Origin of the sequence: Pedobacter nyackensis, assembly GCF_032678475.1 — a bacterium.
Taxonomy (GTDB): domain Bacteria; phylum Bacteroidota; class Bacteroidia; order Sphingobacteriales; family Sphingobacteriaceae; genus Pedobacter; species Pedobacter nyackensis_A.
Genome location: NZ_JAVTSF010000006.1, coordinates 1 through 14,174, shown reverse-complemented (window position 1 = coordinate 14,174; position 14,174 = coordinate 1). Strand labels below are relative to the sequence as shown.

Here is a 14,174-nt window from a genome sequence, read left to right as displayed (position 1 = left end):
ATTAATAGATAAAGATGATAGGTAAACGATTAAAGCATACGCTACTCCCTGCTGTTTTTGCAGGACTGTTAGGTTTAAATGCGAACGGACAGCAGAAAGACATCAGCTTGAAAATACACATGTCTGGTGTAGCGAAAAGTAAAATCTCTTTGCTTTCCTTATCCGGAGCAACCATAAAAACAATTGTCGAAAACCCGGGAATAAATGATGGTGGAACAGCAGTGCTGACCATTCCTAAAGAAGAACTGCCGGGAGAGTTTGTGTTGCGGTTTGATTACCAGGAAAAGGAAAGCAGCAATCCTTATCCTGCCGAAAAGCGCATTTTACTGAATAACCAAAATCTGGAACTTTGGGCACGTCCGAAAGCCTTAAACCATCCGGATAGCACCTATTTCCAAAAGGGGGAAATTGAGAACAATATCATAGCAGGTTTTGCTGTCGACAATCTGAAAAAAAGAGAACAGCTGGGCTTGCTACAGAATTTTCTGATGAACTACGACCAGCCTCAGTCTAAGTTTTTTCTAATGGGAACTGAAGAGTATGAAGGTAGGCGTTTGTCTTACAATAAATGGATTTCGGCACAAACAGCGCAACATAAAAACACTTTTGCCAGCAGTGGTTTTGCTTTTCAGTATATCGCTCCAATTCTCTGGAAAGGAACAGAAAAAGACAGGATGAATAGCGTTATCGAAAACTATTTTGAAGGAATGGATTTTAAAAATCCGATGATCATCAAAACTGCGGAGATGAAAGACTGGATGAACAAATATGTAAATATTTATGGTGCTATGTCGACCACCGTCCAACTCCGCGACTCCTTGTTTACACTTGCGGGCAAACGGGCTATCGAGAAAGCACGTTTAGGACATCCTTTGGTGTACGGCTGGATGGTTGATTATTTCTACAACGGATTTGAGAGTTTTAACATGACTGTGGGTATCAAGATGCTGGAACCTTACCTGAACGATCCGCTTTGTCTGACAAGTCGTAGGAAAGCGATTGAAGTAAGACTAAAAGGTATAGAAAGTTTGGTGGTAGGATCTGTTGCGCCTGACTTTGACTGGAAGCTGGCTTCGGGCAGTACCGTTAAATTTCAACAGTTTAAAACCGAGGCTAAATATAAACTGGTATTGTTCTGGTCGGCCGATTGCCAACATTGCAAAGAGCTGGTAGAAAAATTACACCCATGGTATCAAACTACTGCAAAAAGAGAATTGATGGATGTTTTTGCCATCAGTTTAGACGAAACGGAAACGGAAATTCCTGCCTGGGAGAAGGCCAAATTAGGTCTTCCAGCTTTTAAACATAAGCGTGCAGACCAAGGAATCAGAAGTCCGGAAGCCGCGGCTTACTTTGTATTGTCGACACCTATGATGGTACTGATAGATACAGAAACCAACAAAATAATGGCTTTGCCAGAAACTGTAGACCAACTGGAAGCTGCAATTAAATAAGCGCATAAAGAAAACATTAGGATTAAGAGAAAATGAAACAATTGATTGCAACCATTTTTACCGGGATTTCCCTGTTTGCAAGTTCCGACATTAACGCACAGTTGAAAGCAGGCGCTGAGGGCATCGTGATCCTAAATGAAACTGTGTTCCATACTGAAGGCTTAACGTTGGTTCCTTCTAATAATTTGGAGCTTGTTAACCTGAATATCAGTAAACAACAACATACCATCATCTGGCCAAAATTTAACAGCATTCAGCGCCGGTTTCAGTTTAGCCGGCCATTGACTTTTCAGGGCGAACTGGCCATGAATTATGAAAACATTGAACTCAACGGAAATGAAGCTAAAAATTTAGCGCTGGCGTATTCAAAAGCAATAAGTAACAATTACAAAGATTTTACGCTGGTGAAGGAAAGTGTGGTAAACACCAGCGAACGTTACATCGGGCAACTTTTTACCGACAACATCGTGTTTGCTGATTTAACCTCGGTGAGTATAGAAATTCCAACAGTGGCACCTTACACAGAACTGGTGGCGAACAACATGATTACACCGAATGGTGATGGGGTGAACGATACCTGGATTGTTAAGAATATCCATTTGCACCCAAACAATGAATTGAAAATTTACGACCGGGAGGGAAGGCTGGTTTTTGAGATGATCGGTTACGACAATTCATGGGGTGGATTATTTAACGGGAACCCATTACCGGAAGACAGTTATTACTACATCCTGGTTATAGATTCAGGAAAAATTAAAAAGACAGGGTTTATCTCTATTGTGAGAGAATAATAAAGCGGAGGAATCAGAAGATGACAAATAGAAAGAATAAGCTATTTTTAGCTGCTGCGGGAGTTTTGGTGACATTAGGGGCAACGTTCCCGGTTTCGGCACAAATCAGGCCGTTAGGCACACAATATTATGAAAACCAATATATGAGCAATCCGTCCTTTGCGGGAATGGATAAGGGCTTGAATTTAAACCTGAGTTATCGTAATCAATGGCGGACTGTACCGGGATCTCCGGTAACCATGGCATTTAGCGGCGATTACCGTTTCCAAAAAGTAGGCGTGGGGCTTACCGTTTATAACGATAAAGCCGGATTGATTGGACGGACGAGGGTAATGGGTAGTTATGCTTATCACTTACCGTTGAACGGTGATAACAGAAGTCTGCATTTCGGACTTTCGTTAGGAGTGATGAAGGAGAGCCTGGATAATGAAAACATTATTGCGGCACCGGATGATATTTTGGCCCAACGCTTTAATCAGCGGAGTCCATTTATTGATGGTGACTTTGGTATTGCTTATACGAACGACAGATTTACTATTCAGGGGGCTTTACCCAACCTGTCGAAATTTTTGCAAAAGGATGAACTGAATATGATTGACGGTTCCACGTATTTTGCGGCCATGTCGTACAAGATCGGTACCAATCTGGACGTCGTATCCATTGAACCTAAAATTAGCTTTAGAGGGGCTAAAGACATAGAAAGTATCTGGGATGTTGGAACGAACTTAAAACTGGAAAATAACATGCTTAATTTTATGGGAATGTTTCGCAGCGACAAGAGCTCGGTTTTCGGCGTAGGTGTAAATTACGACAAATATTATATCCAGTGTTTTTATACCAGTCAGCTGGCAGGTGACCGCATGCGCACTGGTGGAGATTTTGAAATTAACTTAAAAGTTAATCTGTTTAAAGACAAAAAGTAGTTTTGTTAGTAGTAGGTTTTTGAGTTAAGTTGTTGATTTGTATTGTTTTGTTTTGGTTATTGGGGTTCCCGGCTACTTTGTGAAAAGTGCTTTTAAACGCTCTGAAGCCTATTTCTGTAAATGTATTTTTGCTAAAGTAAAATAATGCTTGGAATTCGAGGGTTCGTGGTGTATATTGCTGATAATCAAGGGATCTCGAATTATCTTTTTCATCGCTGCCAGATGAATCTTACTCCGGGATCTATTTGATTTTAACTGGAGGTTAATCAATTTCTTTTAAGTTTGTGTTTGACTCGGTTGTAGTCCTGTGTTTGTTCATTTTAAACAGGGGCCCAACAGGGAAATAACAGGGGTTTAACAGGGACTTAACAGGGGGAAATCCCTGTAGATCCCTTGTTTAATCCTGGTGAAAATACTGTAACTTAAAGACAATGGTTGACTGACGGACGAATTGTTTATTTATTTATCTTAAATTATTATTTTATGGCTATTCTTAAGAATGGAATTTTAGGAGGTTTTAGCGGAAAGGTTGGAACTGTTATTGGTTACACATTGATGGGCCAGGAGATTATACGTGGACGTGGAGAGGGGCGCAAAGCACCTTTTACTGAAGGTGAATTGACTAATCAGCAAAAGTTTGGATTAACTCAGGCCTGGTTGAAACCTATAACCAATTTTTTGCGGGTCGGGTTTCAACATTATGCTAAAACGTATGAAGGTTTTGTTGCTGCCAAATCTTACAACTCGAAGAATGCACTGGTGTATGACGATGCGGGGGCTCATGTTGATCCCACGTTGGCCCTGGTGAGTTACGGAGATATGGATCTGGCGGAAACGGCGAGTGTCGTTTCTGAAAGTCCGGGGACCGTTACGTTTAAATGGTCGGGCGGGAGAAGCGAGTATGATGACCGGGCAATGTTTATGTTGTATGATATTGAAAATGGAAATGCCGCGTTTGAAACAGCTGCTGTAAAGCGACAGTTGGAAACTGGTGTTCTTAAAGCAGGTGAGGAGTTGATCGGGAAAACCGTTCATGCGTACATTGCTTTCGTATCGGAAGACAGAAAAAGAAGGAGTAACAGCCAGTATCTGGGACTTGTTACTGTACTTTAGTTTGTTTTTTTGACTGTTTTTGGTGCTTTTATGGGCTGAAATATGGTTGGAAAGAGAACGATTTGTAAATAGATCAGCTTAAAATCAGCACGGTAGATCATTTGTTCATGAATTGTTTGCACAATATAGGTGGTAGCACTATATTTGTGCCACTCAAAAAGGAAACGATTTGGGTGAAAAGTTCAAATAGAACGATGATTCCGTAGCTCAGCTGGTAGAGCATTACACTTTTAATGTAGTGGTCCTGGGTTCGAATCCCAGCGGGATCACGAAAAGCCTCACAGAAATGTGAGGCTTTTTGCATTTATACTAAAATCGAAGTCATTTATAATCTGATAGTTCAGTTTTTTCATTATTTCTTCCATTTTTCTGTTGTTTATTTTACCTATCCTAGTGATTTTTACCTAGCAAACTTTCAAAGATTACGGTCGGTTTTATTTATCATACAATAATCCATATAAATCGTAGAATAGTCCATTTATAAACAGGCGTGTTATCTGTTAATTTGCCGTTCTCAAAAAAACATAATTAACGCAACTAAACTTACCCTTACAGCTATTTATCCACTTATGAAAAACAAATTATCGCTTTCTTCCCTTGTGGTATTTCTATGCCTTTTTTTTATCAGTTCATGTAAAAAGGACAGCCTTGATCCTGCCGATCAGTCAATCCATCAGTTATCAAAGGAAGAAATCACTTTTAAATGGGGGCAGGCCCAAAATGGGCGCTGGATGCCTTACCTGTTGGGTGAAATAAAGAAAGAACACCCAGAGGCAAAAGCTGAGGAAATATTTCTGCTTCTGGGAAGCTACTTGAAACCAGTAAATGATGCGATTGCCTATTATTCGGAAAACAGCAAAATTGACCTTGTTATCACTGCTGATGATCATAAAAAATGGCTCCAGAAATACTACTTTGAAAATTACGAGAAAATAAATAACAGCCTTGCACTCCGCAAAGACATGGACAAATTATATGAACAATATAAACGCATGTCTTTGGAGAAAATAAGTTCTGCAAGAAAAATACTATTTGGTAAAATACAGGGAACCCGGGATGGAAAGAGACTAATGGAGCTTGGGGGAGATTTAGAAGAAGTGCAAATAGTAGGTGAATGTTATGTCCCAAGAGGTCTGTATTACTGGATTGAACAGTACTATGGTGTGATGTATTTGCAATTGATCCGAAATGGCGCATCTCCGTCTTGGGTACCCTCATATCCTTTGATTCAAAAGACCTGGAAAGGAGATATGTGTGAAGGGAGATATAACAGATTTAGAGATGCTGTGTGGGATTTGGTTAATGCTTTTGGAGGCGGGTGTACAGACAAAGCGTATCTCGCTATGAATGCTATTGAAGAGTATCATGCCTGCATTCCGGAAAACGGTTCATCACCAGCAGATCCATACGGACCGGGTAGCGGGTCTGGGGGAAGCAATGGGACGGGAAACAGTTCTACCCACTATTCTGAATCGGAGGCAATTTACCTCATCAATAATTTATATGACCCGATAACTCAGGATGGAATACAGCTTTATCTTATAGCCAACTATAAGGGTGCAAAAATGCTTGATCTGAGCAAATTCAGCCAGGCAGCAAATGCATTTGTTGTTGAAGATTATACACTAACACCACACTATAACAGCAGCGGTACACTTCTGTTCTATACAGCGACCCGTTTAAATTCCACCAATGGCATTGAGTTCCTGGTAGAGGCAAGTCAATTAGGTGCATTTAGAGAAAATGTAGACTACTACAGGGCAAGTGCTGATCTGGTCTATATGAACGGTATCCCTACTCCTGCAATGATAAAAATGATGAGTGGCGATCATGCTTCAGGATTACTGGATTTGTGGGTAGATGCTATACAATCTCCTGAATACTGGATGTATTTAGCAAACCTATATGCGATTACGCCTAATACGGCTTCAACCTTAAGCAAGGTTACAGATGCACTTGAAATGCCTGTTAATCGTACACTTACACCTGCAGGACTTGGTTCAACAGGTAGGATTGCGGCCGAAAATCTTGTAGAAGAAATGGCTATGCGAGCCGTAATGGACAACCCAACTATAGGGATACGAATTGCCAATATGCCACCGTTAAGTGACCCTAGATGGCTAGGATGGATAAAAATGGAATTCAAAATAAAAACAGTCAATGGAGTTGACGCGATAGTTCATTATGTTGCAAAATATCAAAATGGTGTAATAAAAGCCGTTGATGACTTTAAATTTAAATAACTATGAAAGTACGTTGCGTAAATAATACGGGAGAATACCTAAGGAATTTTGAGTATGAATCTCTACCAGACAATAAATTAGGTAGGTTTGGCGCTTTTAAAAGTTCTTACTACGGAGGTATAACACCTGGGAAAGAATATTTGGTTATGGGAATATTTATCTTAAAAGACTCTCAAGCCTATTTGTTAGATGACGATGGCATGATCTCCGCAGTTCCATGCCAGCTTTTTGAAATAATAGATAACACAGTTAGCCCAAACTGGAAATTCAGATTAGTTGAAAAAGATGAAGTCGTTTATCCATTTACACAGGCTGTTTTTGGATATGAAGAGCTGGTTACGGATAAAACGACTTGGGAAAACCTCGTTGAGGGGAATCCTGAATATGAGCGCATTTATTTGCTTAGAAAAAAAGAGGCCGAACAGAAACAATTGTAATGATCTCTACCTAGACCGCCGGGCAAAAAACGATCGCTCATACCCTGTCTCTTGGAGATCATTTTGACGACGACACTCCCTGTACTGAAACTACGAAGACATGAACGGTTGGGCTGCGAGTTTCGGGATACCTTCGGGATCACGAAAATCCTCACATTTCTGTGAGGATTTTTTGCATAAAGGATATTTTTGACTGTTAGTTTACGACCAATTCGGATATTTCTATTTGCTTGTTGTGTCGTTTTTGTCTTTTTATGAGGGGCAGCTGTTGGTCTTTAGTTTTTTGTTTTGTTCGTTTCGTTGGCGATATAAGTGGCATTTAAAACATTGATCAGTTGGGTGTATAGGGATAACATATCCGCATTTTCCTTTCCTTCGGCAAAATCATACGAACTGTTTACCCATCCGGTATACAATTCCCAAAGCTTTTCTCTCACTTCATGTAAAGCATTGTTGTCAAAAAAATCGGTTATAACGGTAAAAGGATTTGTCAGTTCATGGCCTGTTAGTTTACTGGGTTGGTAGTTCAGGTTTTTCATAATTTCTTCCATAATATTTAGTTTATTTTCTGCTGATGAATTTATATCGTTCTCGTAGTTGATCTTCAAAAAGCTTGAAATACATATCGTAGTGCAGCTTTAAAATCAATAGTTTATAATCTGTTTCCTCAAAAAATGCTAATACGCTGCAATCTGTCACAGAGTTTAGCAAGTAATATTCTTTCGGATTTTCGGCTGTTGCGACAAAAAAAGTTGGCTCAAAATGATTTGGTAGTTGGTGTATTTTTCCTTGTATCGAAATAAGTAGTGATAAGGAATAGTGGTGCGGATGCTCTTTTCGTAAAATACAGAGCTCTGCTTGTTGATTATTAAAGTTGCAAGGGGTTGATTTGTTCCTTGTTGGCCGCATGCTAACAGTGTAAGTGTTATAAGTGTGCCGTTGGTGATGTAATAAAGGAAATGCCAGCTTCCATAATTTTAAGAGTGCTTTGAAGTTTGCTAGGTTTACCTGCCTGATTTCAGCTTGTGATAAATGGAAAAGCTCATTATACGGAGTTTTGATAGGGGCAATGGTTCTCATTGACGAACAGATTTCGTTTAGTTGTTTCTCTTCCAGAGTAAGATTATTAGTCGGGGTTGGCTCAGTGGAATCAAAATTATGTTGGCTGAAAGAATTGACATCGGTTTTGTCGGTGTCTAAAATGCCTTGATAGGGCATTAAAAAAGGATAGTGATTATCTGTTTCCCAATGATAAAATGGTGTTGCCAGTAAATTGTAGCTAATTATTTTTTCAGGGATATAGTTTAGTTTCTTTTGCTCGATGTTCCACGCGTTTTGGATTTCAATCGTATCCTGTTCGATTTTTGGTAGGAATTGACCTGGTTTAAATAGGCCTTGTAAATGATCCCTGGATAGGACTTCCAATCCGGTTTTTGACTTCAGTAATTTTAGAAATTTCTTTTGCAGGGCTCCACTTCCTAAATCTGGCCAATAGTAATCATAAAATCCTGATCCTTTATGCCTTTCTATTAAACGACATACAGTATGGTAGGCATATTGACTTAAATGGCGTTCGTTTGCTCCTGTGCTACAGCTAACTAACAGCTCCGTTGGCGTTACTTTGATATAAACCTGTTCTACTTTTTGAGCTATGGTTACGGCTAATGTCCAGAATTCATGCTCAAAAGCTACTTTTCTGATTTCTACGTTTAAATAGGGTTTGTTGGTTATTCTGAAATCGGTAAACTGGTTTAGTGTGCCCCGTTCAACTTTAAACGTTCCGGCTTTAAAAGGAAGCCTGCAAAAAGGGAGGGATAGAAAAGGTGCTGCATTAGGCACGTTGATGGGAAATGGAAAGTGCTTTTGTTGACTTTGACACTGGATTGTGGTTCGTGTTTCCATATATTGATCTCATTTAATTGGTTTAGAGCTTAAATGAGTCGCAAATGGATTTAACACAAAAGGCGTGAAACCCACTTTCCATCTTAGAGGCCCTGAGAAGCCTTGGATACGGAAAAGCAGGCTCACGCCTATGACGTGAGCACTACACCTAATCCTCGTATCCATTTGAAATTTCTCAGGTTTCTAAGACGAGACTCGAAGTGCGATGCTTCAATATTTTATGAAGAAGTCGCTAAAATTAATTTATTAATCTATCAATACCCAAATTTACAAATAAGTATTCGTTTAAACAAACTAATAGTTTTTAATAAATTACTATTAGTTCTTTTTTGATTACAGATATTTAGAGAATTACGACTTTGCCTATAAACAGATCTATATGGCTAATTGGAAGTTTACAAATAGTAATCCTGAAAGAGATTTATCCTCAATAGGTGCATTATTTGAGACGCATAAAATTAAAAAGATGTATGATATTTCTGAATTATACCCTACCAAGATTATTAAGTTGCTTGGAATTAATTCAGAACGTTACTCGGTGAAGTTAGCAGATCCAGAAAAATTCACGGTATCTGAGGTTTTACGTCTTGCTTATATTTTTAATATTGATCCGAATCTAATAATCGATGTAATACAAGTGGAAACAGAAAATAAGATCGTAAGCAAGATTAACATTCACAAAGCTAAACATACCAAATAGCATTTATCTGAAATGACAACTGACTTCATTGCCACGCTTACTTATAAAACCACTGAACAGGGAGGGAGAAAAACGCCAGCAATGTCAGGATATAGGCCACAAGTGAAATTTGATTTTGAAGAAATGCAGACTTCCGGCCAACAAACATTTATTAATAGAGAGTTAGTTTTTCCCGGTGAAACAGTTGATGCAGAAATAAGAATACTTGGAGTGGATTATTTTGCAAATAAATTGACGGAGGGGATGGAGTTTGAATTTAGAGAGGGCTCTAGAGTAATTGGGACAGGTAAAATAAAGATTATCATCAATGATAAACTAAAAAAAAATGATGATTCTGATGATGTCTTCCCTGGTTGATGACTAGTATTACTTTATGATAAAACTTATCGGAATTTAATTAAATAAGAAAGCGGGAATGATCTCCGACCATTCCCGCTTCATCTAAATTAACGCTCTCAAATATAAAGACGTTAATCAGGGCTAGATATTGTGTTGTTTGACAAGTAAATTCAGGACGAGACAAGCATCGCACATTATCAAAAGACATTGGATTTAAGCCAATTTACTTTTCTTAATATCTTCGATGATTTGCTCTGAAATTGAGACTAGGTTGTTTTCAAGCTGTTTAGAGAGGTATGCAAGGTTGTTAAAGTCAGGATTTTCAACCAGTACAGTTTCAAGAATGGAATATTGAGGTTTTGTTATTTTGCCTTCGTTCCATTTTGTCCCTTTGAAATACTGCCAATATTTTTCCTGGATGGGGATTGTTTGTCCTAGTAACCAAATTTCAAACCGCATTTTTGTATGGTTTAATACCAACCCCATTTTCAGTTTTCTCTTTTTTAAAAAGTCGTTTGTATAATAGAAATAGGTATAATCCATGTATCCCTGGAAAAGACTTCCAAATGAATAGCTTTCAGAAAGATTTTTGGACAGGCTCGTGCCAAGTCGTGTTACATATTTTACGAGTCCGATATATGCCTCCTGGATATCTCCTTCTCTGAGTTGCTCTTTGTATTTATTGACATAGTAGTTTAAATCTTTCATAGCGTTATTGAAAAATATCAAATAATGGTTAAATTTCTTTACAATAATAAAAGATAGATAAAAGTTCTGTTTTTCACTGATATTTCTTCTTTTTCATGAAGTGAATACTCCTAACTCTACCTGAGTTTAAAACGAAACCGTTGATATTACCGTTATCATCCGCTTGAAAATCAATAGTTGCCGATTCAAGATTTTTATAACCGAAGTAAATTCGATTGTACGAGGTGAGCACTTCTGCTTTCATTGCGACGTTTTTACCTACTTTAAACCACAAGTCACCATCTTTGCTATAGAAATCATAAGTTGCATTTTGTTCCTTACTGTAATAGTGTCCTGTATATCGGCTATGGTGTTTCTGTGACAGTAGGGGGGAGCGCTGGGCGGTGGTGTGGTTGTTGTTTTGAATGATGGTAAGCTGTTGATATTTCCCATTCATCAGATCGTCAAAAACAACCCGGTCTTTTGTCGTGCCGACTCTATAAGCGTTGTTGCCATCCGCATAAAGAATCTGCTTCGGTTGACCAATTATCTGACCTGTGATCGCCCCGTCTTCATACCGGATACGAATAAAGACATTAGGGGCAACCTGATAAATACCGACTACAGGCGCTGCCTTTTCAGGCCGGACGATTATCATATCGTTTTGGGCCTTTGCTTCAGATAACGTTCCCAATTTCGTGTCTTTAAAAACATAATTATCGGCAATAGATCTGGTAATGGATTCAGGATTTATTTCTTCAGCGTTACCAAGGCAGATAATAGTGATCCGTTTCTCAGGAAATCGCAAAGTCTCTGAGCGAAAACCCAAAAAAGCGCCTGCATGCGTTTGAATAACTTCGTTGCGATAAGTGCCCAATATTATGCCCATACCATAATTGAGGATGTTGCCATTATTCAACGTGCCTCGTTTTAAAATGTACTGTACAAGAGAATTCCCATCATAGAACATACTATCCCATTTAGCAAGGTCTTCAATCGTGGCCAGTATTCCCGCATCACCATAAGCGCTGAAGTTGTCTTTATAAGGAAGGTAGCTTGTTCCCCATCTAAAGTAGCTGGTGGCGTATGCAGCTTCTCTGTCCATGTTGCCCGTGCCAAAATTCGCATTGATATTTATATTTTTCAAAAGATCATGCACATTCGCTGCAAGTGTTAGGCCTGTTACACGTTCAATGATCTCTGCAAGGAGAATGTAATTGGAATTGCTATACACACAGCGCTCCCCAGGGCTGAAATTTAATGCGCTTTGCCTGAAGATGATATTTAATGCATTTTTGTTATTAAATTTATCTTCAAAGCTCTGTCCGGTCAACCACATCAGCACCATATAATCGCGGATACCACTAGTATGATAAAGGAGGTTTCCAATAGTTATAGCTTTTCCATAGGCTGGAAATTCGGGGAGGAATTTACCAATGCTATCCGTTAATGCAAGTTTTTTTTGTTGAATGAGGGATGCTACAGTAAAAGCGGTGAACTGTTTGCTGCCCGACGCCAAATTATAAAACACTTTAGACCCGTTTTTTTGATGTGATCTAAGGTTAGCCATTCCATAGCCTTTTTGAAAAATGAGCTTATCATCTTTTAAAATACCTATAGTTGCGCCTGGTTTATCAGTTCCGGAATGCTTGGACATAATAAGATCGACTGTCATTTCTAACGAATCAGAGGTGATAAGCCGAAATGCATTGGCTTGATTTATGACAATCAGATATACTGCTGCAAGAAGTAGACAAGTTTTTTTCATGTACCCTAATTTATTACCAACCACACGATAATGATTATTTTAATTTGAGTGGCATTAATAAGTGACCATTTATCAAACAATCGGAGACTATTTTAGGAAACCTATACTTAAAGGGTATTTGTACGTCCGGTTATTTGTAACCTTCACAGTATTGACAATAATCATCACCTGGCTATACACAGCTAAGAGTATAGATATGGGATGGATCGAAAAGAGCAGGCACGGGAGAAGATAGAGGGACATGCTCAATTGAAAGTTAATAACATCAGTGGCATGTTTCCCTATCCCTTTAACTTGTTCTCGTTTCCATATCCAAATGATGATTGGTGGTATAATTAAAAGTAATAAACCGCTCAAATGTAGTAATGGCAGCAACTTGTCCGTATTTTTTTCGACAGGTTTGTTCCATTCCCTTTCACTATTAGCATTGTTAGCCAGAACTTCATATTCAACCTCTAAAGCTGCGGCGATAGCTTGCAGTGTATAGGTACGCGGGTCTACTTCTCCATTTTCTATTCGCTGTATTGTTCTAACGCTGATATCTGTCTTTGCCGCCAATTCCTCCTGGGTTATACCTTTTTTGAATCTTAAGTCCTTTATCAGTTGCCCTGTTTTCATCTGTGTGTTTTTTATTCCAAATTAAAGAAGATGGTTTGGGTATCACAACTACAAATACCCGACATTTACCCGACAAGATACCCAAAGTAAGTATTTGTTAGACTTATTTCTTGTAGTATTATAGATCGCAGTAATACAAGTTACCTGTATTCGTAAGATCGTTTGCTTTCTTTGTTAAAGTAACTACTTAGAACAAATTTTAGATCTATGTTTCTAGTATAGTTATATTTGAGATATGACTTTGCAGAAATGGAAATACATAAAAGGATAGCACTTGCTAGAAAAAGAACAGGGCTTACTCAGGAGCAATTAGCAGACTTAACAAATGTTACTGTCCGTACAATCCAGCGTATAGAGAGTGGTAAAACTATTCCCAGGATATTTACTATTAAGAGCATAGCAACCGCCCTGGGTATTACCTTTGATGAGTTAGCCAATGATTTACAAAATGATGATTCTTTAAATGCCACATCATTTATCGAAAATAACTTTGACATAGAGAACGAAAAACACTTTCTTAAAATCCTTTGCTTATCCTGCTTTAGTTATCTTGTAATTCCACTTGTACATTTTCTAGTCCCTATTTTTCTTTTGAAGAAGTCAGGCAAGCACCATACTAAAACTATTGCATTTGGTCGTTCAGTAATAAGCCAGCAGATTTATTGGATGATCATGCTATGCCTCTCACTTTTATTTACATTAGCTTATAATTTCATTGTTGTTATATATTTTAAGGAGTTCTACTTGTTGCACTATTTATGGACATTCTTTGTCATGTACCTATTAAATATCTTCCTCATTGTTGTCAATTTGTGGCGCATCAAGACCGGAATTTTTAGTTCATCTTAGCCACAAACATAGACTATTAGTAAATGTCGGGCGAATGACGGGTAAATTACGGCTGACCAGATTCACATTAAGGATAGTTTTGCATAAAACAATAATCTATGCAAATCAAACTCAATTCTTTTGAAAGACTTTTATCAGCAGTAATAATTAGTCTGGTCTGCTCCACTAAATTGCTAATGGCTCAATCTGTACCAACACCGCCAGCCAATCAACTAGTAATACCCTTCGAAACTTTTACGATCTCATTTCACTGGCAGGGCGATTCTATATATGCCAAACAGCGAGATACTATCCTTTCAAAATGGGAAGCTAATATTGCTATTCTTATTCCTATCAAGCTAAGGGACTGC

Annotated in this window: 15 protein-coding genes and 1 tRNA gene; 11 read left to right on the top strand and 5 right to left on the bottom strand. The window is 38.5% G+C overall.

Annotated elements, in window-relative coordinates; translation table 11 throughout:
- Nucleotides 1-14 precede the first annotated feature (14 nt).
- The 7 genes from R2Q84_RS18340 to R2Q84_RS18310 all read left to right on the top strand — a co-directional run bounded on the left by R2Q84_RS18340 (nt 15) and on the right by R2Q84_RS18310 (nt 6,961).
- On the top strand, nt 15-1,454 hold the full coding sequence (locus R2Q84_RS18340) for a TlpA family protein disulfide reductase (RefSeq protein ID WP_316818042.1): 1,440 nt from the start codon (nt 15-17) through the stop codon (nt 1,452-1,454).
- 32 nt (nt 1,455-1,486) lie between these two features.
- Nucleotides 1,487-2,245 carry a gliding motility-associated C-terminal domain-containing protein gene (locus R2Q84_RS18335; RefSeq protein WP_316818041.1) on the top strand — a complete coding sequence of 253 codons (759 nt, stop codon included), beginning with the start codon at nt 1,487-1,489 and terminating at the stop codon, nt 2,243-2,245.
- Between the two features lie 20 nt (nt 2,246-2,265).
- Nucleotides 2,266-3,168, top strand: coding sequence for a type IX secretion system membrane protein PorP/SprF (locus tag R2Q84_RS18330; protein ID WP_316818040.1), 903 nt, complete (start codon nt 2,266-2,268; stop codon nt 3,166-3,168).
- A 483-nt stretch (nt 3,169-3,651) separates the two neighbouring features.
- Complete coding sequence (locus tag R2Q84_RS18325; RefSeq protein WP_316818039.1) at nt 3,652-4,281, top strand: DUF6266 family protein; 630 nt, start codon at nt 3,652-3,654, stop codon at nt 4,279-4,281.
- Between the two features lie 196 nt (nt 4,282-4,477).
- Nucleotides 4,478-4,550, top strand: a tRNA-Lys gene (locus tag R2Q84_RS18320).
- Nucleotides 4,551-4,850: 300 nt separating this feature from the next.
- Nucleotides 4,851-6,524 carry a hypothetical protein gene (locus R2Q84_RS18315; RefSeq protein ID WP_316818038.1) on the top strand — a complete coding sequence of 558 codons (1,674 nt, stop codon included), beginning with the start codon at nt 4,851-4,853 and terminating at the stop codon, nt 6,522-6,524.
- Nucleotides 6,525-6,526: 2 nt separating this feature from the next.
- The gene (locus R2Q84_RS18310) at nt 6,527-6,961 is read left to right on the top strand and encodes a hypothetical protein (RefSeq protein WP_316818037.1); all 435 of its coding nucleotides are present in this window, start codon (nt 6,527-6,529) and stop codon (nt 6,959-6,961) included.
- 275 nt (nt 6,962-7,236) lie between these two features.
- On the opposite strand, the gene R2Q84_RS18305 is transcribed toward R2Q84_RS18310, so the two are convergent.
- Nucleotides 7,237-7,512, bottom strand: a complete 276-nt coding sequence (locus R2Q84_RS18305) for a hypothetical protein (RefSeq protein WP_316818036.1) — start codon at nt 7,510-7,512, stop codon at nt 7,237-7,239.
- 10 nt (nt 7,513-7,522) lie between these two features.
- A complete protein-coding gene (locus R2Q84_RS18300; protein WP_316818035.1) occupies nt 7,523-8,863 on the bottom strand; it encodes a hypothetical protein in 1,341 nt (446 codons plus the stop codon).
- A 379-nt stretch (nt 8,864-9,242) separates the two neighbouring features.
- Between R2Q84_RS18300 and R2Q84_RS18295 the strand changes: the two genes are divergently transcribed.
- Both R2Q84_RS18295 and R2Q84_RS18290 read left to right on the top strand, forming a co-directional pair.
- Nucleotides 9,243-9,563 carry a hypothetical protein gene (locus R2Q84_RS18295; protein ID WP_316818034.1) on the top strand — a complete coding sequence of 107 codons (321 nt, stop codon included), beginning with the start codon at nt 9,243-9,245 and terminating at the stop codon, nt 9,561-9,563.
- Nucleotides 9,564-9,575: 12 nt separating this feature from the next.
- Nucleotides 9,576-9,920 (top strand): hypothetical protein, encoded by a 345-nt coding sequence (locus R2Q84_RS18290; protein WP_316818033.1) that lies wholly within the window; start codon nt 9,576-9,578, stop codon nt 9,918-9,920.
- Nucleotides 9,921-10,115: 195 nt separating this feature from the next.
- Here R2Q84_RS18290 and R2Q84_RS18285 read toward each other — a convergent pair whose 3' ends face one another.
- From R2Q84_RS18285 to R2Q84_RS18275, 3 genes are all read right to left on the bottom strand, one after another.
- Nucleotides 10,116-10,610 carry a DUF7000 family protein gene (locus R2Q84_RS18285; RefSeq protein ID WP_316818032.1) on the bottom strand — a complete coding sequence of 165 codons (495 nt, stop codon included), beginning with the start codon at nt 10,608-10,610 and terminating at the stop codon, nt 10,116-10,118.
- Nucleotides 10,611-10,683: 73 nt separating this feature from the next.
- Nucleotides 10,684-12,357, bottom strand: a complete 1,674-nt coding sequence (locus R2Q84_RS18280; protein ID WP_316818031.1) for a serine hydrolase domain-containing protein — start codon at nt 12,355-12,357, stop codon at nt 10,684-10,686.
- Between the two features lie 87 nt (nt 12,358-12,444).
- A complete protein-coding gene (locus R2Q84_RS18275; protein ID WP_316818030.1) occupies nt 12,445-12,975 on the bottom strand; it encodes a helix-turn-helix domain-containing protein in 531 nt (176 codons plus the stop codon).
- A gap of 249 nt (nt 12,976-13,224) precedes the next feature.
- Between R2Q84_RS18275 and R2Q84_RS18270 the strand changes: the two genes are divergently transcribed.
- Complete coding sequence (locus R2Q84_RS18270; protein WP_316818029.1) at nt 13,225-13,824, top strand: helix-turn-helix domain-containing protein; 600 nt, start codon at nt 13,225-13,227, stop codon at nt 13,822-13,824.
- A gap of 98 nt (nt 13,825-13,922) precedes the next feature.
- Nucleotides 13,923-14,174 (top strand): hypothetical protein (locus R2Q84_RS18265; RefSeq protein WP_316818028.1); only part of this gene is annotated, 252 nt, incomplete at its 3' end.